Annotated in this window: 15 protein-coding genes; 8 read left to right on the forward strand and 7 right to left on the reverse strand. The window is 45.8% G+C overall.

The annotated features are described in order from the left end of the window. The first annotated feature begins 24 nt into the window (after positions 1 to 24). Genes ABDD94_RS20705 through ABDD94_RS20715 form a run of 3 tightly spaced genes read left to right on the forward strand, consistent with a single transcriptional unit; the run spans position 25 to position 4,348 of the window. On the forward strand, positions 25 to 2,370 hold the full coding sequence (locus ABDD94_RS20705; RefSeq protein WP_345953826.1) for a DPP IV N-terminal domain-containing protein: 2,346 nt from the start codon (positions 25 to 27) through the stop codon (positions 2,368 to 2,370). A 26-nt stretch (positions 2,371 to 2,396) separates the two neighbouring features. Further along, on the forward strand, positions 2,397 to 3,533 hold the full coding sequence (locus ABDD94_RS20710) for a P1 family peptidase (RefSeq protein ID WP_345953827.1): 1,137 nt from the start codon (positions 2,397 to 2,399) through the stop codon (positions 3,531 to 3,533). Continuing rightward, entirely contained in the window at positions 3,530 to 4,348 is an 819-nt protein-coding gene (locus ABDD94_RS20715; RefSeq protein WP_345953828.1) for an aminotransferase class IV, read from the forward strand. Before ABDD94_RS20710 ends, ABDD94_RS20715 begins: the two co-directional genes overlap by 4 nt. Positions 4,349 to 4,431: 83 nt before the next feature. Here the strand turns inward: ABDD94_RS20715 and ABDD94_RS20720 are convergent, their stop codons facing one another. The 4 genes from ABDD94_RS20720 to ABDD94_RS20735 form a co-directional block, all read right to left on the reverse strand. After that, positions 4,432 to 5,286, reverse strand: a complete 855-nt coding sequence (locus ABDD94_RS20720) for an OmpA family protein (protein ID WP_345953829.1) — start codon at positions 5,284 to 5,286, stop codon at positions 4,432 to 4,434. 188 nt (positions 5,287 to 5,474) lie between these two features. After that, positions 5,475 to 7,448, reverse strand: a complete 1,974-nt coding sequence (locus ABDD94_RS20725; RefSeq protein WP_345953830.1) for an OmpA family protein — start codon at positions 7,446 to 7,448, stop codon at positions 5,475 to 5,477. A gap of 17 nt (positions 7,449 to 7,465) precedes the next feature. Continuing rightward, entirely contained in the window at positions 7,466 to 8,431 is a 966-nt protein-coding gene (locus ABDD94_RS20730) for a type IX secretion system membrane protein PorP/SprF (RefSeq protein WP_345953831.1), read from the reverse strand. Between the two features lie 34 nt (positions 8,432 to 8,465). Further along, entirely contained in the window at positions 8,466 to 12,605 is a 4,140-nt protein-coding gene (locus ABDD94_RS20735; protein WP_345953832.1) for a CshA/CshB family fibrillar adhesin-related protein, read from the reverse strand. 380 nt (positions 12,606 to 12,985) lie between these two features. Here ABDD94_RS20735 and ABDD94_RS20740 point away from each other — a divergent pair, with 380 nt between their 5' ends. Together ABDD94_RS20740 and ABDD94_RS20745 are read left to right on the forward strand one after the other, a co-directional pair. Beyond that, entirely contained in the window at positions 12,986 to 14,011 is a 1,026-nt protein-coding gene (locus ABDD94_RS20740; protein ID WP_345953833.1) for an LD-carboxypeptidase, read from the forward strand. 97 nt (positions 14,012 to 14,108) lie between these two features. Beyond that, entirely contained in the window at positions 14,109 to 15,386 is a 1,278-nt protein-coding gene (locus tag ABDD94_RS20745; RefSeq protein ID WP_345953834.1) for an exo-alpha-sialidase, read from the forward strand. On the opposite strand, the gene ABDD94_RS20750 is transcribed toward ABDD94_RS20745, so the two are convergent. Then, positions 15,373 to 16,278 (reverse strand): glycoside hydrolase family 25 protein, encoded by a 906-nt coding sequence (locus tag ABDD94_RS20750; RefSeq protein ID WP_345950188.1) that lies wholly within the window; start codon positions 16,276 to 16,278, stop codon positions 15,373 to 15,375. The genes ABDD94_RS20745 and ABDD94_RS20750 overlap by 14 nt on opposite strands. Positions 16,279 to 16,448: 170 nt before the next feature. Here ABDD94_RS20750 and ligD point away from each other — a divergent pair, with 170 nt between their 5' ends. Together ligD and ABDD94_RS20760 are read left to right on the forward strand one after the other, a co-directional pair. Then, positions 16,449 to 18,533 (forward strand): DNA ligase D, encoded by a 2,085-nt coding sequence (ligD, locus tag ABDD94_RS20755; protein WP_345953835.1) that lies wholly within the window; start codon positions 16,449 to 16,451, stop codon positions 18,531 to 18,533. Between the two features lie 282 nt (positions 18,534 to 18,815). Then, positions 18,816 to 20,084, forward strand: coding sequence for a hypothetical protein (locus tag ABDD94_RS20760; protein WP_345953836.1), 1,269 nt, complete (start codon positions 18,816 to 18,818; stop codon positions 20,082 to 20,084). Positions 20,085 to 20,259: 175 nt separating this feature from the next. Here the strand turns inward: ABDD94_RS20760 and ABDD94_RS20765 are convergent, their stop codons facing one another. Continuing rightward, positions 20,260 to 21,129: a YitT family protein gene (locus ABDD94_RS20765; protein ID WP_345953837.1), complete on the reverse strand. Its 870-nt coding sequence runs from the start codon at positions 21,127 to 21,129 to the stop codon at positions 20,260 to 20,262. An 11-nt stretch (positions 21,130 to 21,140) separates the two neighbouring features. Further along, entirely contained in the window at positions 21,141 to 21,719 is a 579-nt protein-coding gene (locus ABDD94_RS20770) for an HD domain-containing protein (protein WP_345953838.1), read from the reverse strand. 137 nt (positions 21,720 to 21,856) lie between these two features. On the opposite strand from ABDD94_RS20770, the gene ABDD94_RS20775 reads away from it, so the two are divergent. Continuing rightward, positions 21,857 to 23,161, forward strand: a complete 1,305-nt coding sequence (locus ABDD94_RS20775) for an ATP-binding protein (RefSeq protein WP_345953839.1) — start codon at positions 21,857 to 21,859, stop codon at positions 23,159 to 23,161. Positions 23,162 to 23,190 lie beyond the last annotated feature (29 nt).

Below are 23,190 nucleotides of genomic sequence, written 5' to 3' on the forward strand. Positions count from 1 at the left end.
ATTATACATATTTCATCATTGAGCATGAATAAACTCTTACTTACGGCATTTGTATTTACCCTTACAACAACTACTTATGCCCAGCAAGCACCAATCTTAACCGCTAAAGACTATGAACGTGCCGAAAGCATGTTAGGCTATAGCGCAACACCGCTTATTGATGGCGGCATGATACGCCCCAACTGGTTGCCGGGCGATAAATTATGGTACCGCAACTTAACTGCTAACGGTGCCGAATTTGTAATGGTTGACCCTGCTAAGGGAACCCGTACACCGGCTTTCGATCATCAAAGAATGGCAGAGTCTCTATCTAAAGCGACAGGCAACCATTACAGTGCCAATAGATTACCTTTTCAATCCATCATACCGGCTGCCGATGGTAAGTTGTTAAGCTTTTACGCCGCCGGAAAGATGTGGAAGGCAGATTTGCAGAATTATACCTTAACCGAAGATGCCAATGCTGCAGCACCTCGCTCTGTAATGCCAGGCCGCCGCGGTGGCCTAACGGGGGTAATATCGCCCGATGGTACGAAGGCTGCCTTTATAAAAGATTATAACTTATGGGTGCGCGATGTGGCCAGCGGCAAACAAACGCAGCTCACTAACGATGGCGTTAAAGATTTCGGTTATGCAACCGATAACGCAGGCTGGAAACATAGTGATATGGCTATTCTGCGTTGGTCTCCAGATTCTAAAAAAATTGCCACTTTTAAACAAGACCAGCGCAAGGTTGGCGATATGTACCTGGTGACCACCAACGTAGGCACGCCTAAACTGGAGGCCTGGAAATATCCCCTGCCTGGCGACAAGGACATACCGTTGATACACCGCTGCATTATTGAAGTGGAAAAGCCAAAAGTGATTATGCTGAAGGTGCAGCCCGATCCTCACCGCGCTACTTTGAGTGATGATATATCGAGCAGTGGCACATTCGATGATGTTGACTGGAATGCTGATGCCTCGCAACTGGCCTTCGTATCCACCTCGCGCGATCATAAGCAGGAAAAAGTACGCATTGCCAATGCAGCTACTGGTGATGTACGCGAAGTGTTTGAGGAAACCGTGGCCACGCAATACGAATCGGGTTGGGACAGCATTAACTGGAAATACCTGGCAGGTAGTAATGAGATCATCTGGTTTTCGGAACGTGACAACTGGGGGCATTTGTATTTGTATGATGCGCGCACCGGCAAACTAAAAAACCAGATTACCAAGGGCAGCTTTGTGGTTACACAACTGCTAAAGGTTGATGAAAAAAACCGGCAGTTATACTTTTTGGCCGGTGGCCGCGAGCCGGGTAACCCGTACTTCAGCCACTTATATCGCATAGGGTTTGATGGTAAGAAATTAACTTTGCTTACACCCGAGGATGGCAACCACCAGATTACCTTCTCACCCACCGAAAACTATTTTGTAGATAGTTATTCGAAGCCCGATGTACCGGGTGTAACCGTTTTACGCAACTTGAATGGCAAGCTGATTGTATTGCTGGAGAAAACTGACATATCGCGCCTTACCGCTACCGGCTGGAAAGCGCCCACCGCTATAACCGTTAAAGCACACGATGGCAAAACGGATTTATTTGGTTTAATGTTCACGCCTACTAAGCTCGATCCTTCTAAAAAATACCCTATCATCAATTACATCTACCCTGGCCCGCAGGGCGGCAGTGTGGGTAGCTGGTCTTTTTCGCCTGTACGGGGCGACCACCAGGCACTGGCTGAGCTGGGCTTTGTAGTGGTACTGATTGAAGGCACCAGCAACCCATTGCGCTCCAAAAGTTACCATGATATGAACTACGGTAACATGGCCGAAAACACACTGCCCGACCAAATTGGCGGCATGCAGCAACTGGCCCAAAAGTACCCGTACATTGATATTAACCGTGCCGGTATTTGGGGACACTCGGGCGGTGGTTTTGCCACAGCATCGGCCATGTTTAAATACCCCGACTTTTTTAAAGTAGGCATATCAGAATCGGGCAACCATGAGAACCGCAACTATGAGGATGACTGGGGCGAACGCTATATTGGGTTGTTAACCAAAGATGCCAGCGGCAAATCAAACTATGAGGATCAGGCTAACCAAAATTACGCCAAGAACCTGAAAGGCAAGCTGATGCTGGCCCACGGTATGATGGATGATAACGTGCCGCCATACAATACCCTGCTGGTAGTTGAGGCATTGGAAAAAGCTAATAAGGATTACGATTTGGTGATTTTTCCTAACAGTGCACATGGTTACGGCCCTTACAGCCCCTACATGATGCGCCGCCGGTGGGATTATTTTGTGCGTAACCTGCTGGGTGCCGAGCCGCCAAAAGAATACCAGCTAAAAACTAAACCGGATCCACGCAACAGCGCACAGTAAAAGGGATTGCGCTGAATTAAAGTAGTATGAAAAAGCTGTTAGTTTGCTTGTATATTGTTATTGCTGCATTGGAAGCGCGGGCCCAGCCTTTAAAGAGAGCACGCGACTACGGCCTTCAGTTTGGCGTAATACCCACTGGCAAACAGAATGCAATTACAGATGTGGCCGGTGTAAAGGTGGGGCAAACCACCTTAATTAAAGGTGACAACATACGTACCGGCGTTACGGTAATTATGCCGCATGAGGGTAACGTTTTTCAGCAAAAGGTACCAGCTGCGGTGTTTGCAGGCAATGGCTTTGGCAAGCTGGCCGGCAGCACACAAATTGCGGAGCTGGGCAACCTGGAAACGCCCATTGTATTAACCAATACACTTAATGTATCTACCGGCCTGGATGCGCTGATAGATTACACTTTACAGCAAAAGGGTAATGAGAAACTACAGTCGGTCAATGCGGTAGTTGGGGAAACCAACGATGGCTACCTGAATGATATACAAGGCCGGCATGTTACCAAGAATGATGTTTTACTAGCCATCCGGAACGCTAAAGCAAGCGATGTAGCCGAGGGCGCTGTTGGTGCCGGCACCGGTACGGTTTGCTTTGGTTTCAAAGGCGGTATTGGTACCGCATCTCGGCTATTGCCTAAAAGCTTGGGCGGTTACACGGTAGGCGTTTTAGTTCAAACCAACTTTGGAGGCGTATTGCAGATTGATGGCGCACCTGTAGGCCGCGAGCTGGGCAAGTTCGACTTTAGCAACCAGTTAATGAACAACGCAGATGGCTCTTGCATGATGATTGTTGCCACCGATGCGCCTTTGGATAGCCGAAATCTGCAAAGGCTGGCTAAACGTGCTTTTATGGGTCTGGCCAAAACAGGTGGCATTGCCTCAAACGGCAGCGGCGACTATGTGATCGCTTTTTCGACAGCAGCCTCGGTGCGGGTTTTTCACCAGCCTGTCCAACCCTTGCAACAAGCGGAGTATTTACAAAACGATTACGTATCACCAGTGTTTATGGCTGCTATAGAGGCAACCGAAGAAGCGATCATTAACTCGCTCTTTGCAGGTGTGGATATGAAAGGCAAAGAAGGCCATCAAGTACCAGCCTTACCGCTGGATAGGGTAATGCCTATTTTAAAAAAATATAACGTTGTGAAAAAATGAGTAAGTATACCGTTGTTAATAATGATTTTGTATTAGCTGGCGAGGCGTCGGTTTTAATTACAGATTTAGCTGTACAAAGAGGATATGGTATTTTTGACTTTTTTAAAATCATTAATGGGCAGCCCATCTTTTTAGAAGATCATCTGGACCGCTTTTATCATTCGGCCGGGCAATTGCGTCTGCCCGTTGCTTATAATCGCGATGAGCTGAAAGCAGTGCTGTTTGAGCTGATGAAAAAGAATGAAGTATCCGACTCCGGCATCCGGATTACGCTTACCGGCGGCTACTCACCTGATGGATATACAGTAGTTAAGCCGAACATGATCATTACACAACAGCCGCTTACCATAAGTAAGGAGATTAACAGCCAGGGCATTAAAGTTATAACTCACCCTCACCAGCGCCAAATGGCCCACATTAAAACAATAGACTATTTAATGGCTATATGGCTGCAGCCCCTTATTAAAGAGAAAGGCGCTGATGATGTGCTGTATCATAATAACGGTATGGTGAAGGAGGTACCGCGGGCTAATTTCTTTATTGTTACCTCCAATAATGAGGTACTTACAAGCGGAACAGGTGTGCTAAAAGGCATTATACGCAAACAATTATTAGGACTTAACGGCAAAGGCTTCAACGTACAGGAACGCGAAATAAGCCTGGAAGAAGTAATGGCCTGTAAAGAAGCCTTCATCACCAGTTCAACTAAGAACATACTGCCTGTTACCGAAATAGACGGCCATGTAATTGGCAATGGTGGGGCGGGTGAGGTTAGTAAAGCATTGAGCGAAAAACTGACATCACTGTTTAATTAAACATTTAAGCATCCCTCTATAAAACAAGAACAGCAGTTGCCGAGCAACTGCTGTTCTTGTTTTAATACAATATACAGGATGATTTACTTCTTGTCTGGAGCTTTGTCTATCAGTTCCATAAACTGATCAAGTTTTGGTGTGATGATAATTTGCGTACGGCGGTTACGTATTCTGCCGGCTTCGTTATCATTGCTGGTTAGCGGATTAAACTCGCCGCGGCCACCGGCAGTAAGCCTTTTAGGATCAACACCGTAATTGGTTTGCAAAGCCATCACTACTGATGAAGCTCTCAACGCGCTCAAATCCCAGTTGTTACGAATGTTAGGTTTAGAAATTGGAATATTATCGGTATTACCTTCAATCAGTACATCATAGTCTTTATAATCAGTAATGATCTTGGCAATTTTACTCAGGGTTGCACCTGCCGCATCCGAAATTTCGTAGCTGCCTGATTTGTACAGCATATTATCAGATAACGACACATAAACCACGCCTTTAAGCACCTGCACGTTTACGTCTTTAGATTCTTGCTGGCTTAATGAACGGGTAAGGTTGTTGGTAAGCACCATATTGAGCGAATCACTCTTATTTTTGCTGTTCACCAACTGCTGAATGTATTTGTTGGATGAATTAATTTCATCAACCAGCTTAGAGATGTTTACGTTACCCTGGCCGGATGAAGTTAAACACTTATCGAGCGCAGCCTGCAACGATTTTAGGTTAGAGCGCTCAGAAGCAATCTGATCTTCTAAACTGGTAACGCGTGTTTTTGCAGAAGCTAAATCTTTTTGGCTATTTAAATACCGTACATTAAGATCCTGGTGCTTGGTACGCAGGGTATCATAACTGGTTTGCAGCTGCTGATACTTTTTGGAGCTTACACAGCCCGACGCCAGAACGACGGCGAGTAAAGCTATTGGCAAAATTGAAACTTTCATAGTTATGTGCTAAAATTTAAACATTACGCATCAGCACCATTGTTGAAAGCTGTTTGATAAAACTGCACTATAATAGATGCAGCAACGATGGCTGATGCTGTTGAATTATTCCTGTTCACAACAAAAAGCCCGCCAATTAGTTTGGAGCACTCCCCCAGGCCCTCCCGGTGGAAGTTTGGGAGGGCTCCTTAATATTTAATTATTGTAAACTCTGTTCTTCGGTTTAGCTGATGTGCGGCCTCGCTGCACTGAACGCCGTTGCGGCAACGGTTAAGCAAGCGGGTTTCGCCATATCCGCGGGCTATGATGCGGTCTTCGTCAATATCTCCAGTGGTAATAATGTACTCAACCGCCTCGTTAGCCCGGCGGCGCGAGAGCGCCATGTTGTAATCATCGTCGCCGCGGCTATCCGTGTGTGAGCCAAGTTCTATTACCAATGTCGGGTTTTCTTTCAGGATGGCTACCAGTTTATCCAGCTCCACTGCCGCATCAGGCCGGATGTAGGATTTATCTAAATCATAATAGATATTTTCAAGACGGATGGTCTTTTTGATTTCAATTTTATTCAGGTACAGGTTCTTCTTAACTGTTGCCCCCGGTTCCAACCCGGTGGTCGTGAAGGGATTTAAATTATCAGCCAGGTAACCTTTCTTCTCGCCTCTCAGCTGATACTCGGTGTTCTCATACAGCTTAAAATTGAACTGCCCGGATGCATTGGTACTAACACTTATTTTTCCGCCATTGGTTTTACTTAAGGTTACCACACTGTTACCTATGGGCTTGCGCGAGTTTTTATCATAAACAACCCCTTGCAGCTGATAACTGACCACCGGCAACGGCGAAAAGCTGTAAATATCATCACTACCCACACCGTTCATGCGGTTTGATGACAGGTAGCCTGCGGTGTCATTCACCAGCACATAAGCAAAATCATCCTGTGCCGAATTGATAGGATAGCCCAGGTTTTGTTTAAGGCCAAAGCTTGTGCCTTGCTGCACAGCCTTAAAAACATCCAGGCCGCCCATACCCTTGTCGCCATCAGTAGAGAAATACAGCGTGCCCATGGCATCCAGGTAAGGTGTGCGCTCATTACCGGCAGTGTTTACGCCTGCCAGGTTAACCGGTTGAGCCCAGGTACCATCGGGCGTACGGGCGCAAAAATAAATATCGGTACCACCTAACCCACCAGGCATATCTGAAGTAAAATATAAGCCTTTCCCGTCAGCCGTAATAAATGGGTCGCCAACGGAGTAAACTTCCTCTTTATTTAACGGGAATGCAACCGGTGTTTCCCAGCTATTGGTTACTGCATTGCGTTTGCTCGAATAAACTTCGACAGTGATGGTTTTTATTTTGGCAGTATCCTTCCCCTTGCCTTTTGGCAGGCGGGTTAAAGTAAAGAACATCTCCATGCCATTGGCCGTAAAGCTGGCTGCACCAATATGATAATCGGTACCGGCAATAAACGGGAACAACTTCACAGCATCGGCGGCGTTTGCACCTACAGGCGATTCATATAAATTCAGGTACTTATTGCCCGTCCAACCGTAAATGCGCTTATCTAACCCGTCATTCCCGTCAAACTTAATGTAAAACGGGCTTTTCTTTTTCTGTTCATCCTTGTTAGGCTTCACTTCCCTATCCGAAGTAAATACCACCGTATTTTGGTACCGAACCGCTCCCCAGTCAGATTCGGGCGTATTAAGCGCCTGTTCATTTTTAATCAGTACCGGTACGGGGCTCTTCATCCATTTGATGGCCGAGTCGCAAGATGAAATCCATGTTTTTAGCAGGGTTTGGTCCGCTCCGCGGCTTAGGGTATAGTAACGGGTATACTGCGTTTTTGCCTCAGCATATTTCAGGTTGTTCTTAAGTACCTCGGCATACTTTAAAATGTTATCGGTGCTGCTATTGGGCATATTCACGGTAGTAGCATACCATTTTTCGGCCTCAGAGTAATTACGCATAAGGCGGTAACTGTTGGCTAAATGCTCGGCCGTATATAGCGTAGGGTTCTTTTGATAGGCTTTCAGATACAATTCGGCAGCTTTGCTGTAATTGTACAGGCTATATTGCTCATTAGCTTGTTTAAGCACATATTGCGCCTTAACTGCCTGGCCAAGCGTTAAAAAACAAATGATGATGAGTACTCTTTGCTTCATAATTTTCACTTAGCCTGTTAAAAAAATCGGGGGGTTAACATACGGGCTTTCTGCGTTCTGATGTAAAAGCCGATAGATATCTCATGCGTGCCGCTGCTATAGCCTTTAAGCGGCCCTACAGAAATATCATAAGCATAACCCACGCGCAAGTTCTCTACGGGGAAAACCTCCATAGCCGCTACAAACGAATTGAGGTTGCTCAGGTCATTCTGTAAATAACTCTTGTTGTAAAGTTTTACACCGGTACGGTAAGAGCCGCCTACCCACAACTTTTGGCCAAACATCACAAACGCATTCAAATCTAAACTGGTAGGTCCGCCGACATCATCCTTTAACAACATGCTGGGCCTGATCAGCACATCCTCAGACAGCGGGAACAACGCACCGCCGGTTAAATAATAGTGCGGCTTTGGCTGTGCAATATATCCACGGTTGCGCACATTAATAAATTGAGAAATGAGGTTATCGGCCGAGAGACCTGCGTAATATTTATCGTCCGAATAAAAGACACCTACCCTGCCATCGGGCACAATGGTGCTTTGCATACCGGTAGGCATGTTGGGCTCCGGGTCGTTAGGGTTTAGCAATGCACCATTAATGCCCAACTGCATTACGCCAATACCAAAGCCTAAGGCTAATCGGGAACTCCCTTCATCGTTCATACGCAAACGATAGGCATAATTAGCGTAGGCCGAAAGATTGCTTTGCGCACCCAGCCTGTCATTTGATATTTGCAAAGCCAAACCTACATTGCCGTTATTAGCAATAGCATCAACAGCCAGCGACATACTTTTAGGCGCCCCCTCAATACCCGTCCACTGCGAGCGGAAGTAACTGTGAAAGTTCAGGTTTTCCTTATAACCTGCATAAGCCGGGTTAATGTATATACCGTTAAACATATACTGGCTTTGCTGCGCATCCTGTTGGGCGTAAAGCAGGCTGCTGCTTAATGTAAATATAATGTATATTAAAAATCTCTTCATGTCATCCTGTTTGTTGCGTGCGGCAAATACTGTTTTATTGGTTTTTGAGCGTGCGCATTAAAGTGATGTATCCTTTTAAAACCTGCCAATCGGTAGTTCGTACTTTGAGTATGTAGTAATAAGTGCCCTCGTTGAGGCCTTCGCCTGTCCAGTTGTTTTGGTAGTTAACCTTGTGGTACACCTCGTTACCCCAGCGGTTTACAATAACCAGTTCGTTTTCGGCAAACTTCTCCAGTCCACGTATCTCAAACACATCGTTTATTCCATCGCCATTTGGTGTAAACAGGTTAGGTATTTGCAACAATGACACCGCACTCACGGTAACATTTACCGTAGCCGGATTGGTGTAATAACCATTCAGATCTTTAACCCGGTAGGTAAAGCTGTCGGTACCTGCATAACCTGCATTTGGCGTGTAGGTTACTGTACCGTTGCCGCCAATAGTAACCGTACCATGAGCTGGCTGGGTTAGTAACTCTACCGATTGCTGGTTGAAAGTACTGCCCAACGCATCATCGTTTTTAAGGATGTCTATAACCACCGGCAAGTCAATGCTGGTAAAAGCATTATCGGCAACGGCCGCAGGAGATTTGGGGAAACTGGTAGTGATACTGGCATTGCTGCTCACTGCGTTGCCCGCCTGATCGCGCCCGTTAACGCTGGCATTATTAGTTACCGTGCCTGCATCTTTATCGGCCTGGGTTAGGGTGTAATTGTAGTTTAGGGTAACGTTTGCGCCGGGCTGTAACCCACTTGCCGGCAGCACAACCGCCGAGTTGGTAAGTCCTAGCTTGCTATCGGTTAAGTTAACGGTAGTAAGCACCGAATTACCGGTATTAGTAATTACAAAAGTGTAAGTAATGTAATACGAGTTGAACACACCGGTTTTGCTTAAGCTTACGGCACCCACTGCTGTGGCAGCTACTACGGTAGGGTCATCGGCGGCCAGCGTATTAGGATTATCAGAACGTGGCCGGGTTATAAGAACGCCGCTGGCATCAGTACCGCTGGCACTGGCCTGGTTGCTGTAGCTGCGGTTGCTTACATCAGCCGGTGTTACCGTATGGCGTGCAGTTACCGTAGCCGAGGCACCGGGCGCCAGGCTGGCAATATTAGCCGGTGTTACAGAACCTGCATCGGCACCTACGTCTGTAACCACTACGTTTGATAGTTGCGAGCTGCCGGTATTGGTAACCGTTAGTGTATAGTTAATAATATCGCCTACCTTACTGTAGCTGTTGTTGGCCACTTTAGTTAAAGCAAGGGAAGCATTATAAATCGTAACCGTTACTGTTATAGGATCTGACACCACACCATCGGGTGTAGTGAGTGTATACGTATAGGTATCGGTACCCACGTAATTAGCCACCGGCGAGTAGGTGACCCGGCCGCTTGCATCAACCGTGGTAATGCCGTGCAAGCCGTTGGTTGGCGTTACCGTAGTACCATTAGCGCTGGCACCATCATTTGTTTTTACAGTGGTTACTACCGGCGTATTCACCGGCGTGGTAACCGCATCATTTACACCTACCGGCTTGATGCTGATAGTTACAACGATAGGGGCTGATGCCACACCATCACTTGTTGTTAAAGTGTAGTTATAGGTATCCTTACCTAAATAACCCGCATCAGGCGTATAGGTAACACGGCCGGTAGCATCAACGGTAGTGGTACCGTGTGCACCGTTGCCGGCGGTTACAATTGTGCCAATTGCGCTGGCACCGTCATTTGTTTTTACAATGGTGGTTACTGGTGTGTTAATGGGCGTTACATCCGCATCGGGCACGCCAACCGGCCTTACGCTGATGGTCACTGTGATGGGGTCTGATACAATACCATCTGCCGTGGCCAGCGTATAGGTATAAGTATCGGTACCGGCATAGCCGGTTGCAGGCGTGTAGGTGATACGGCCGGTAGCATCAACCACTGTGGTGCCATGCGTACCGTTAATAGCCGCTACGGTGGTACCGGTAGCACTGGCACCATCATTGCCTTTTACTATGGTGGTAACCGGCGTGTTAATGGCAGTTGCGTCAACATCACTAACGCCCACAGGTTTAACATTGATGCTGATAAGTGCGCTTACGCTTTCAGTTCCAAAATTATCCTTAATAGTATAAGCTATAGGTGTGGTTTTACCGGTAAAGGTAGCCAATGGCGTAAAGGTTACCTGCCCCGTTGCGTTAACCGTGTACGTTCCCTGGTTGGCAATGGTAACCGTTGTCTTTTTACCGTTATCAGCAGGATCTATTAATAACACTGTGGCCGCATTTATTGTTCCGTCAGGGTCGGTGTCATTGGCTGGAATGGTCAGGGTGATAGGCTGCGCTATGTTTGTCGTACCGGCATCGGCCACCGTAACAGGGGCTCGGTTAATACCAAAATTTACGCCGCTAACATCTAAACTGGTACCGGGTGTATTTACACTAATCTGCAGATCGGGAGTGCCTGGTTTGAGGCCTGTGTTACCGGCATTATTAACACCGTAAGCTGCACCCGAGGCCTGGAAACCGGCTGGTAGATTAGCTGCAATTGCTGTAATATTACCGCCTATAGCAACATTGTTGGTTGATATGGCCACATTGTAACTACCGCTGTTATTATTAAGTAATGTGTAAGTGCCATCGGCAGCTACAATTGCTTTATTAACAATAGTACCGGCGTTGTTTACCAGGTAAGCAAACAACTGCTTTCCGCCTACCAACTGAAGCCCTGCTCCTGCAATGACTCCATCCGTAGCGCCATTCCCATCGCTTACTACAGCGCCCGAAATATTAACGCCAACAACATCTCTTAAACGGTAGTCTTCGGCCTCGCCATCAGCAGCGAAAGATATGCTTCTTTCATCGGTCGGAGTTCCGCCATCATCTAACAAGCTGGTTGTAGTGAGGCGCAGCCTGGCGTATAAAGCCCCAACTTTCACTTTACCGGCAAACATGGCATTGGGGAAAGTAAGGGTAAATACCTGGTTTGCTGTATTAGCTGGTACGTTTACGCTAATCATTTCATCGGGCGCAAACAGGCCATCGCCATTAAAGTCTATCCATCCGTAAAGAGTAGCAGGTACAGCCTTTTCGTTGGTAGCGGGCACTGTTAATACAACATTACCCTGCTGGTTAACTTTCACGGCCGGTATAGAAGCAGGTGTAAGGGTGCTTTCATCTGCGTTACCCACAAGGTCGTCGTTATCGGCGTTTTCGCCAAAATCTGGTTGCCCGTCAGGATCCAGATTATTGGTGCCTATGTACACATGGGCCTTTGGAGCTAACGGGGTGGTGTTGTAATTAACCACCTCGTAGGTGCCATCACCCGGGTAATAATCGGTTATTTGAAAATCATCTATGTAATGACCGGTAGTGCCATAGGTTGCGGGGTCATCGCCCAAATCAAAGGGAAGTACAAAGCCCAAAGCAAGGGCAGTTATACCCGATCCCTTCATAGATACATTGTTGAGGTTGCTGGCACCGCGTGCAAACATTACAGCCTGCACGCCAAAATTGCCCAGGGGCAGATCAGCGTATAATTTAAAGGACCTGCCCGAGTTGGTTAAATCCATTTTGTAATGAATATCAGCAATATTGCCCTGCGTTCGTTTGTTGAGCAGCTGCCACGCAACGGCATTAGGCGTACTGCCCGATATATATTCGCCACCCACATCTATTGATTCTGCGTCGGCTATAATCATACCCGGGTAGGCCACATTTGTCCACACGTTATTGATAAGGATGGCTACCTTGATATCGATATCGAAGGTCACTGTACCGCCGTTAGTAGTGGCCAGTGCAGAGTTAAGCACCCCCCTCGAATTAGGTTTGGGCAGATTATTGCCTGAGTAGATGAGATCCAAACCATCTCCCGAATAATTACCCGGTGTGTAAGAGGTCATTCCGGCTCCTAATGACAGCACCTGGTTACTGATTACAGCGGTGATACGCACCGTTGGCGAAAACTGCCATACATAGGTGCCATTTACAATATTTGAAGCATTGGCCGAGGCCGGGGCAGATATTAAGGTTGTACCCACTGCATTTTTATCCCAGGTTAACCAGTAAACGGAGTTAGCCAGGTTAGTACCAGCACTACCGCCTATAGCGTACTGTGCCGCAGCCGGCTTAACGGCGCAGGCCAGCATCACAAAAAGCAGCAGTACTCTAAGAATGTATTTTTTTGTCATAGCTATTCAAATTCCCCGCTAGCCTCTTCTAAAAGAACTCCAACAGGAATGCGTCGGCATTTAAGAAGCAAACTTTATAAATTAACAGGCTGCAATGCTAATACAGGGCGCAAAGCCTTACGGCTTAAAATGCCTAAATAGCCAATAATAAGAGTGGAAATGACCTCAATAAGTAAGATTTTGACCATATGGGATAAAAATACTATTACAATGATTATTTAACGGGTTGCCGGTCTTACACAGCGCCGGTTTCAACTTATACGAAACTTTACGCAAGCAGGTTACCTCATTTATCGCCGATAAACACCAAGCCCGAAAATTCCTGACATAAAATTTTCCGTCAACCCGTTATAATTTAAGTTTTTTAGCTTATTTGGCTTATGCATCGCAAACAGTTCCTTTCTGCATTGGTACCAGCAACACTAGCACTATCATCTTTTAAAGTTGGAGGCAATAATGCTGTAAAGCCAAAACATCAGAATTTACGGATACCGCCTTATTTAAAACCTGGCGACACTATTGGCATTACCTCACCAGCCGGCTACATTAGCCTGGAGGATGTACAACCGGCTGTACAATTAATGCAAAGCTGGGGTTTTAAAATTGAGATGGGTAAAACGGTAGGTAAGCGCGATTTTACCATGGGCGGAACGGCCGACGAACGTACCGATGATCTGCAGTATATGCTCAACAACCCAAACATTAAAGCCATTATGTGTGCACGCGGAGGCTACGGCGTTGTTCAGATAATTGATAGATTAAGCTTTACACAGTTTAAGGCACACCCTAAGTGGGTTATTGGCTTCAGCGATATTACAGTGCTACATAACCATATTCACACAAACTGCCACGTAGCTACGCTGCACAGCAAAATGTGCAACAGTTTTCCAGCCGACTGGAATAAGGCCGAACCTATTCAAATCGAAACCATCCTTTCTATAAAACAAGCCTTAACCGGCGAAAAACTGCAGTATAATGCCACAGCATCTGCATTTAACCGGATGGGTAAGGTAAGTGCACCCCTGGTAGGCGGAAACCTGAGTCTTGTAGCCAACTTAACGGGCACCCCATCAGACCTGGATACCCGTGGCAAAATCCTTTTCCTGGAAGACACGGGCGAGTATCTGTATAATATCGACCGCATGCTTTATAATTTAAAAAGAAGCGGCAAGCTCAGCCATCTTGCCGGCCTTATCATTGGCGGTTTCAAAGTAAAAGCCGAAGAAGCGGACGACGCTTTTGGCAAAACCATATATGATATAGTATTAGATAAGGTAAAACCTTACCAATACCCCGTGTGCTTTGATTTTCCGGTAGGGCATCAAAAAAATAATTTTGCCCTAAGGTGTGGCGCCATACATACGCTTGAGGTGGGTGGCAATGGCACCATTTTAGCATCGGTGTAAATACCGGTTCTCATTATATTCGTGTGCAGATAAACTTATGTCTGTAATTTAAGGTTATACTGGTGCTTGCTTCAAAGCGTGTGAACCTGTTAGGCTAATGAAATTTAAGTGTGTCATATTACTTCTGCTTGTATGCATTACGGCTGGCTGTACAAAATGCAACCATGCGGGCAAACAAGTGTATGATGATGACAAGCCGCCGGTAGATACTGATAGTCCGCGATTAAAAATTGTATGGGATAGTGTCGCCCGGAAAATATCACACCACGTTTACTTTGCCGAGTATGCCCGTATACGCCGCTGGAATAAGGACACGTTGTTGCTCTATTATCACTGTGGTACTCCTGGTAATGAGTGGGACAATATTGCATTGCGCCGCAGTTACGACAACGGAAAAACCTGGCAACCTGCACAAGTTGTTGTGCCTGACAACCATCCCAAGCGTTATTACGGCTTTGCAACACCAGACTTAATTAAGCTTAAAAATGGCTGGCTAGTGTTGGCCTATACCGGTAGGGGGCGGCCAGATGACAGTACGCATAACAATATCCAAGTACGCCTCAGCAAAAACATGGGCAGGTCATGGACCAAGCCGGCCATTATAGCCACGGGCCGTGCCTGGGAGCCCGGGCTGGTGCAGCTTGCAGATGGCGCTGTAGAGATGTTCTTTTCTATAGAACTAACCAGTTCCAAAGGCGCGCGCGGCAGGCACGAGCAGAAGATAGTAATGGCTGCATCTAATGATAATGGCATTCATTGGAAAAAGCCCCGGGACATAACCTTTATTAGAGGGCGCCGGGACGGGATGGCTACACCGGTTGCGCTAAAAGACCATAAAGGGATAGTGTTTGCTTTTGAGTCGGTTTACAATGCACAATCGCCCTGCTTTGTATGGTCATCTGAAAAAGCGAAGTGGCGTTATAAGGACCCGGCCACAGCCGATAATGGCCGGCGCTGGTGCGGTACCGAAAACATATGGGGCGGTGCGCCCAGCCTGCTGCAATTGCCCAGCGGCGAAACCATACTATCCGTTCAGGATGCTGGCGGCAGGCCTATAGAACGGTACACACAGTGGAAAAAGAACACCATGCTGGTACTGGTGGGCAACAGTGTAGCCAAAAACTTTTCGAACGTATCGTGCCCCTGGCCCAACCTGCCCGAAAACGAGGGAGCTTATTTCAGTTCCGTTTTCTTGAAGAATGATAGCACACTGGCCGCCATAAGCACCCGAAACTTTAAGGACAAGCACAGCGAAATATGGTATAAAGAGGGTCACATCAAACGGCATAACCTCAAGGCGAAAGGAAATCAAAAAGTTATACTTAAGCCGACCAAGCGGCAGCCGTTACCCAATAATATAATTACTGCACCATAAACCGCTCAAACTCCAAACTGTCACCTTTAAAGGCGTCAAAATCAACTGCATGGTTAATACCGTTTACACGGGCAGTCTCTGAATGTTGCCAAAACCACCAGTTGGTGTTTTTTCCGGCTTTGAGTTCCTCACGGTTGTAATGGGCAATCCACAGGCGGTAATCGTCAAAATAACCGTCCAGGTAATCCTTGTAAAAACTCAAGCCGGTATATATAATGGGCTTTACATGCGTTTTAGCTCGTACATGGTCTAAAAATTCCTTAAGCTGCTTGCGCATCTCAGCAGGTGCCACACCGTCTAAGCGTTCAATATCTACTACAGCGGGTAGGTCTCCGGTTTCCAGCTTAACATTTTGCAAAAAAAAGCGCGCCTGCCACTGCCCGCTTTTTTTAGGTCTGAAAAAGTGATAAGCGCCGCAGCGTATACCCGCCTTTGCCGCCTCGCGCCAGTTACGCTTAAAGTACGGATCAACCGTTAGCAAGCCCTCTGTAGCTTTAATAAATGCAAAGCTGATATGTACGCTATCTTCTTCCATAGCTTTTACCTTAGGCCAGTTAATCTTACCCTGTGCATAAGATACATCAATGCCATGTATATGATAGCGTGTAGGTATGCGTATGCCAAAACTTTTATAGGTGCGGTAATGCGGCGAGGCCCCTATATTACGTATCCACTGCCAGGTAGATGAGAAAAAACCAGCTACATAACCATAGTAAAACGGCGAAAGCAAAACAAGCAATGCGCCTGCAGCAATCAGTTTCCAGGGGATGGCCGGGCCCTGCTGTGCCTTTTTATTAGACCGGGGCTTAGCCGGCTTTTTAGCTTTAACAGTCGGCTTGGGGTTCACGGTTCTTGTCCTTTTACCAGGCGCAGGCAATTTATCGGGCGTCACGCTGCAAAGTTAGCAGGTGTCGGTGGTATTGGCAATGATTATCATTCATATTTACGATGGCAGCAGTTACATCAAGGCTTTGCCTAAACTTTATGATTTGCGCCGTGTTGATATTATGCAAGCCGGAGTGTAAACTACCGACACCTTTATTTTACCTAAGCAATACACCCATGAAAAGCAAGATAGCTGATACCCTGGATAAGATTACCCAATCAAACACCACCCAGGAGGAAAAGATAGACACAAAAGCGCTGCTAAAGCATGCACCCGAAACGCCTATACCCACCGGGTTAAAGCCTATGCTTGCCACCCTTGTAGATAAACCTTTTGATGACGCTGACTGGCAGTACGAGGTAAAGTGGGACGGTTTCCGTACGCTGGCTTTTATACAGCAAGGTGAGGTGGAACTGCTATCGCGAAACAATAAAAGCTTTAGCGATAAGTTTTACCCCATCCATCACCTGATGCAAGCGTGGAAAATGAACGTAGTGCTCGACGGTGAAATACTGGTGCTGAACGAAAAAGGTATATCCGAATTTGGCGAGTTGCAAAACTGGCGCAGCGAGGCTGATGGCGCTTTGGTTTACTACGTATTTGACCTGCTTTGGTACGAGGGTAAGAACCTGATGGAGCTACCTCTTTTTCAACGCCAGGCGATACTTAAAGACATTTTGCCAAAAGGCGACGACCGCGTGCGTATTGGGCAGGTATTTACAGCCAAAGGCACCTCTTTTTATCAAGATGCTGAAAAACTGCAGTTGGAGGGCATTATGGCCAAGCGAAGAAGCAGCACTTATACGCCTGACTTACGCTCACAAGACTGGCTAAAAATTAAAGTACACCAACGGCAGGAAGTTGTTATAGCTGGCTATACCAAAAATGAAGGCACATCCAAGCTGTTCAGTTCCCTTTTACTAGGAGTTTATGAAAAGGGCGAGCTGCAATTTGTGGGCAAGGTAGGTACCGGTTTTACTAAGAAAGTACAGGAAGAATTGATAGCGTTGTTTAAGCCCTATTTAACAAAGAAAAGCGCTTTCAAAGTAGTTCCGGATATCAATAAGCCTTCGCGTTTCAGACCCGATCCGCCCAAAGCAGAGGCTTTCTGGTTAAAGCCCGAATTGGTGGGTGAGGTTGCTTTTACTGAGATTACCAGCGATGGCATTTTCAGGCAGCCATCTTTTCAGGGGATGCGATCGGACAAGAAAGCGATTGAAATTGTGCGTGAGGTGGCCCAACCTACCGCCAAGGCAGTTAAAGTAACGGCCATTACCGCAAGTGAGGCTTTTGCCGGTGCGCTTACCCCGCCCGAGGTTAGAGAAAGAAGAACACTGCTCAACCCTACTAATGATAGCCAGGTACGGCCGGTTTGCGGTCATGATATTAAGTTTGGTAACCTAAGCAAAGTTTACTGGCCCGAAGATGGCGTTACCAAAAGAGATATGCTCAACTATTATTACCAGATAGCCGATTATATACTTCCTTACCTAAAAGATAGGCCTTTATCGCTTAACCGTTTCCCTAATGGCATACACGGCACCAGTTTTTACCAAAAAAACGTTAAAGGAAAAGCGCCCGAGTGGGCACAGACTTTTCCGTACACCACCAGCGATGGCCAGCATAAAGAGTTTTTGGTGGGAAATGATGAAGACACGCTACTATGGGCTGCCACCTCTGGCTGTATCGAGATGAACCCCTGGTTCAGCAGAACACATTCGCCCGATAATCCCGATTATTGCGTGATTGACCTTGACCCTGATAAGAACACCTTTGAGCAGGTAATAGAAGCGGCTATTGAAGTAAAAAAAGTGCTTGACGCGCTTGGCGTACCCACCTTTCCAAAAACCTCCGGCTCTACTGGCCTGCATATTTATATACCCCTGGGCGCTAAGTATACTTATGACGAATCGCAGGACTTTGCTCGCAAACTGGTACATGTAGTGAATAAACAACTGCCCGACTTTACCAGCGTGGAGCGCATCATTGCGCACCGCAACGGCAAAATGTACCTTGATTTCTTACAAAACAGGCCCGGAGCTACCATAGCCGGACCATATTCCTTAAGGCCTAAAATTGGTGCTACGGTATCTATGCCGCTTCATTGGGACGAGGTTAAACCAGGCCTTACCATGCGCGATTTTACCATATTTAACACTGTAGAACGCTTAAAAACTGAAGGCGATTTGTTTAAAGCTGTTTTAGGTGAAGGTATTGACTTAGAGAGAACCCTGAAAAAAGCAGAATCCCTATTCTCTTAAAAACTCAACATTTATTTAGACCACCCGGCTTTAACATTTTTAAGCCGGGTGGTCTATTTATGGCTAATGTTTACATTTACAGCGCATAAGCATCAAACTTTATTAATAATATTGAGTAGTACTGTCTAAATCATGTTTAACGCTTACTTAAAGCATTGTTACTAGTATTTAATATCTATAATAGCCCGATTAAAATAAAATAACTTAAGCCAAGCACTTGCGTATAACGAAATAAATTTACTATTTTAGGATTCCCTATTGATATTAAACTGATTTGATTAGATGCGCAAAATAGCTTTACTCGCGCTGGTAGTCTTATTTGCTGCCAGTTGTAAAAAAGAAACAGCCAATACACCCTTAAACGAGAGCAATACTATTGAATTAGGCACAACACCGGCACCCCAACAAATGCCGTCGGCACTACCTAAGCGAGTTGGATTTGGTGTCGAAAACGATATTTCTCAAACTAGTCAGATTATTCAAGAAAGCGACTACCGGTACCATTACTTAGCTGGCGACATTTTTTCGAATGGCTGGGCCAGCTGGAACTCACCAACGGGCGAATGGGCCCGAACTTTTTTAAATCAAACCCGCCAAATGGGCAAAATGCCTATATTTTCATATTACAACATTGTTCCAGCTAAAGGGCGTTTTGAGGATCCAGGCTTTACAAACCTGAACGATGCTGAGGTAATGAACAAGTACTTTGATGACTGGAAGCTATTATTAAAAATATGCAGAGAATATGGCGGACCGGTTATTATCCATTACGAACCCGATCTGTTGGGTTACATGCAAATGTTTAAAAACGATGCAGCTAAAAGCACCATTAAGGTAAGCGAAAGCAATTATCCAGACGTAAAAGCCTTTACCAATGATGCCAGAGGACTTGCACAAGCTATTGTAAGCATGCGCGATAAATATGCACCTAATGTGATGTTAGGGTGGCATGCCTCGCAGTGGGCAACTGGCCAGGATTTAATTAAAGGCAAAAACAACCCTGAGCAATTAGCTGCACAAACGGCTGCTTATTATAAATCTTTAAACGCACATTTTGATCTCATTTTTGCTGAATTTTCTGACCGTGATTCTGGCTATGATGAGTTTGTAGGTGGCAAGGGTAACACGCTTTGGTCTACCCAAGCTAATTCATCTAATGGCAACCTGAGTGATTTTGATCGCTTTCAGCGCTACTTAAAAAGACTAAACTTTGATACCGGCCAAAAAATTATGCTGTGGCAAATACCTATCGGTAACACGCTAACCAAAACCTGTAACAATACTAACGGCCATTATAAAGATAACCGCTCTGAATACTTTTTGCAGCCGGTATTAACTAATGGCAATATGGATAAAATTAGCCAGTACGCACAGGCCGGTGTAATAGGATTTTTATTTGGCCGCGGCGCCAGCGGATGCACCAGTTACCTTGACCAGAAAAACGACGGTATAACCGGCAGCAACGAAAGCGCCGATGACGACGGAGGCTACCTCCGCAATGCTGTTAAAGCGTATTATCAAAAAGGAGCCATAGGCATAGCTGCACAGTAAAGAGAGGCGGTGTTTATCGGCTTAAATCTATAGATATTTGCTTAGCAAAATCACCTTCCGAAGGTTCGAACAGGTATGACGAATAAAAGCGAAAGCACGTCGTCTGCCTCTCTGTTTTTGATAACAAGGCTTGCAGAGTGTGAATGGAATGGCACTTTGGCGTCTACGTGTGAGGCTAGTGCCTGGCTCGGCGCTTTAAAACGCCGCCCGCTGCTTCTTTAATGGTACTGGTAAATACAAAGGCTTTGTCGTCTATCTCATGCACCATATTGCGGAGGCGTCTTACCTCCAGGCGGGTTACTACCGTAAATACAATATCTACAGGCTGGCTAATATCAAAGCTTTCTTTCAAAAAGCCCCGTTCGCCTTTATAAACGGTAATACCGCGCCCTAACTCCATCACCAGCCGCTGTTTAACCATTTCGCTCTGGCTCGATATAATGGTAACACCAGTGTATTCTTCCAAACCTTCAATCACAAAGTTAATAGTGCGCGATGCTGTATAATACGTAAGTATAGAATACAAAGCAGTAGGCAATCCCAGTTCTAACGCCGCTATAAGGAAAATGACAATGTTTATACCCAGGATAATTTCGCTGATGGTAAAGCTGATGCGCTTACCTGTATACAAGGCCAACACTTCGATACCATCAAGTGCGCAACCCCCACGCATGGCCAAACCTACGCCTATACCCATAAATACGCCGCCGAAAATAGAAACCAGCAATTTATCGGACGTAATTTGCGGATAAGGAATAAACTGCAGACATAACCCCAAGCCAATAACCGCAACAAGAGTTTTAAGGGCAAAATTGCGATTTACTTGAAAAGCGCCCATCACTATAAAGGGCAGGTTTACCAGCACAATCACATAGGCAATATTGAAATGGTACAGCTCGTGCAGCAGAAGAGATATGCCGGTTACGCCACCATCAAAAAATTTATTAGGAACCAAAAAGCCTTTTAATGCAAATCCGCAAAATAAAATACCGGCTACAGTATAAAGAGAGTCTGTAAGCCAATGCGGTAAATTCAAACCTTTCATGTCTCGCAAACTTACTTATTATTTAACTTAAGTGCCATTAAATGCCTGTCTTTTTGAGCCTGGCGGGTATTAATTGCAGTATTTGTAAAATAATGATGATTTCCTAAAAAGCGTATCTGCAGTTTATTCCATTCATTGCGGGTACTTATTACACCTAATGTGCATAACTCCGCAAAAAGCTTCTCCCCTATGGCAAAGAAATCGTTGCGGCCTAAATAATCCAGATCGGCATCGGCCAATATCATCTCCAACTTGTTTTGCGGCAATTGCGGAATGCGGGTAGCCCTAATCATGCCACAAATACGGTCAATCTCCTGGCCCGTATAATTAAAGCCTGGTAATACGGTCAGTGCTATTCTGCAGGAGGTTTCTTCATGCTGATTGGGGCCTTCTAAAAAGCCGGCATCATGGTACCATGCCGCTGTAAGCAGCAGTTTCATCTCGTATTCCGTTAAGCCTTCCTGTGCACCAATCTCAGCGGCTGCATGATATACATCTTGCGTGTGCTCAACGCTATGATAATAGAAGTGATGGGGCAACTCGCGCTGTAGCTTTTGAAGAATATAGGTGCCGGCGGGCTCAAACTGCATGTGTTGATCGTAATTGTTGCAGGCTAATATAAATACTTCGAACAATCAACCAGCTATTATCCCCTTAAGTAATATAATTTTCATTTGTAAGGCAAATAGCTATCTTTAAACCACAACTTAGAACCGTAATTGATTATATGCAGATTTTCCCCCTTCTGGCAGCTTTCCTTTTTCTGCGGCATGTAAAACGAGGGTTAAAAACCACAGATGTATTCCTTAAATGGACCGCTCTACTAACCACAACAGGATGGATTATAGTTGCTGTGTTTTTCGCCACAAAAAATTTGCTGGATGATTGGATAAATAACATCATAAGCGGTTTAATATTGCTTGGTTTGGTTTGGTATGCGCAAAATGAAGAGGATTTTAAATCATTCAGAGCGTTTGCTTACTCACATGTTCCGCTTGGTGCACTATCTATAATATATGGGTTAGCCGAACTAATAGCGCCAGATTACAGCTGGCACAAATACTTGCAATTAGCCATATTAGGCGCGTTTTGTTGGATTTTTGGCCGGGCAGCCACCTTCAGAAAACAACAGAAAGAAGTGGAAGCCGTTACTGGTAAAAACACGCAGTTGGAAATGCTGGTGGCCGAACGCACGGCCGAGCTTACGCGGCAAAAGAATGAGCTTCAGCAAACAGTTGATACGCTAAAAACCACCCAACAGCAATTAATTCAGGCCGAAAAGCTGGCCTCATTAGGTGAGCTTACAGCCGGTATAGCGCATGAGATACAAAACCCCTTAAACTTTGTAAACAATTTCTCTGAAGTTACCATCGAATTAATGGATGAACTGGAGGAAGAAATTACTAAAGGTGATAGCGAGGAGATTACAGCTATCGTTTCAGACATTAAGCAAAACCTGGGGAAAATAACCCACCACGGACACCGGGCCGATAGCATTGTGAAAGGCATGCTGCAGCACAGCCGGGCCAGCAACGGCCAAAAAGAACCTACCGATATTAATGCACTGGCCGATGAGTACCTGCGCCTGGCTTACCATGGGCTTAGAGCCAAAGATAAAAGCTTTAATGCCGAGATGATTACGCAGTACCAGGAGGCACTACCCAAAATAAGTGCAGTGCCGCAGGATGTTGGCCGTGTGCTGCTTAATTTGTACACCAACGCCTTTTATGCCATAAAGCAAAAAGCCGCACAACAAGGCCCTAACTTTAAGCCAACGGTGCAGGTAACAACATCGCTCATAGGTAACCGCATCTACGTATCGGTTAAGGATAACGGCACCGGTATACCCGAAGCTGTGAAAGGCAAAATTATGCAACCTTTTTTTACCACAAAGCCAACCGGCGAGGGTACCGGGCTGGGCTTATCCCTCAGCTATGACATTATAGTAAAAGGCCACGGCGGAAAGATTGACATTGATACGCAGGAAGGTGAATACACCGAATTTATAATTACCCTGCCTGTACAGGCATAACTTAAACTATTGATTATATTTGACTGATG

Source organism: Mucilaginibacter sp. PAMB04168 (genome assembly GCF_039634365.2).
Lineage (GTDB): Bacteria > Bacteroidota > Bacteroidia > Sphingobacteriales > Sphingobacteriaceae > Mucilaginibacter.

What these genes read in the sequence shown, in the direction of transcription:
- ABDD94_RS20725 (WP_345953830.1), bottom strand. Translation starts at nt 7,448, where the DNA reads ATGAAGCAAAGAGTACTCATCATCATTTGTTTTTTAACGCTTGGCCAG.
- ABDD94_RS20765 (WP_345953837.1), bottom strand. Translation starts at nt 21,129, where the DNA reads ATGAAAGGTTTGAATTTACCGCATTGGCTTACAGACTCTCTTTATACT.
- ABDD94_RS20740 (WP_345953833.1), top strand. Translation starts at nt 12,986, where the DNA reads ATGCATCGCAAACAGTTCCTTTCTGCATTGGTACCAGCAACACTAGCA.
- ABDD94_RS20770 (WP_345953838.1), bottom strand. Translation starts at nt 21,719, where the DNA reads ATGCAGTTTGAGCCCGCCGGCACCTATATTCTTCAAAAGCTACAGCGC.
- ABDD94_RS20735 (WP_345953832.1), bottom strand. Translation starts at nt 12,605, where the DNA reads ATGACAAAAAAATACATTCTTAGAGTACTGCTGCTTTTTGTGATGCTG.
- ABDD94_RS20710 (WP_345953827.1), top strand. Translation starts at nt 2,397, where the DNA reads ATGAAAAAGCTGTTAGTTTGCTTGTATATTGTTATTGCTGCATTGGAA.
- ABDD94_RS20715 (WP_345953828.1), top strand. Translation starts at nt 3,530, where the DNA reads ATGAGTAAGTATACCGTTGTTAATAATGATTTTGTATTAGCTGGCGAG.
- ligD (WP_345953835.1), top strand. Translation starts at nt 16,449, where the DNA reads ATGAAAAGCAAGATAGCTGATACCCTGGATAAGATTACCCAATCAAAC.
- ABDD94_RS20730 (WP_345953831.1), bottom strand. Translation starts at nt 8,431, where the DNA reads ATGAAGAGATTTTTAATATACATTATATTTACATTAAGCAGCAGCCTG.
- ABDD94_RS20760 (WP_345953836.1), top strand. Translation starts at nt 18,816, where the DNA reads ATGCGCAAAATAGCTTTACTCGCGCTGGTAGTCTTATTTGCTGCCAGT.
- ABDD94_RS20705 (WP_345953826.1), top strand. Translation starts at nt 25, where the DNA reads ATGAATAAACTCTTACTTACGGCATTTGTATTTACCCTTACAACAACT.
- ABDD94_RS20745 (WP_345953834.1), top strand. Translation starts at nt 14,109, where the DNA reads ATGAAATTTAAGTGTGTCATATTACTTCTGCTTGTATGCATTACGGCT.
- ABDD94_RS20720 (WP_345953829.1), bottom strand. Translation starts at nt 5,286, where the DNA reads ATGAAAGTTTCAATTTTGCCAATAGCTTTACTCGCCGTCGTTCTGGCG.
- ABDD94_RS20775 (WP_345953839.1), top strand. Translation starts at nt 21,857, where the DNA reads ATGCAGATTTTCCCCCTTCTGGCAGCTTTCCTTTTTCTGCGGCATGTA.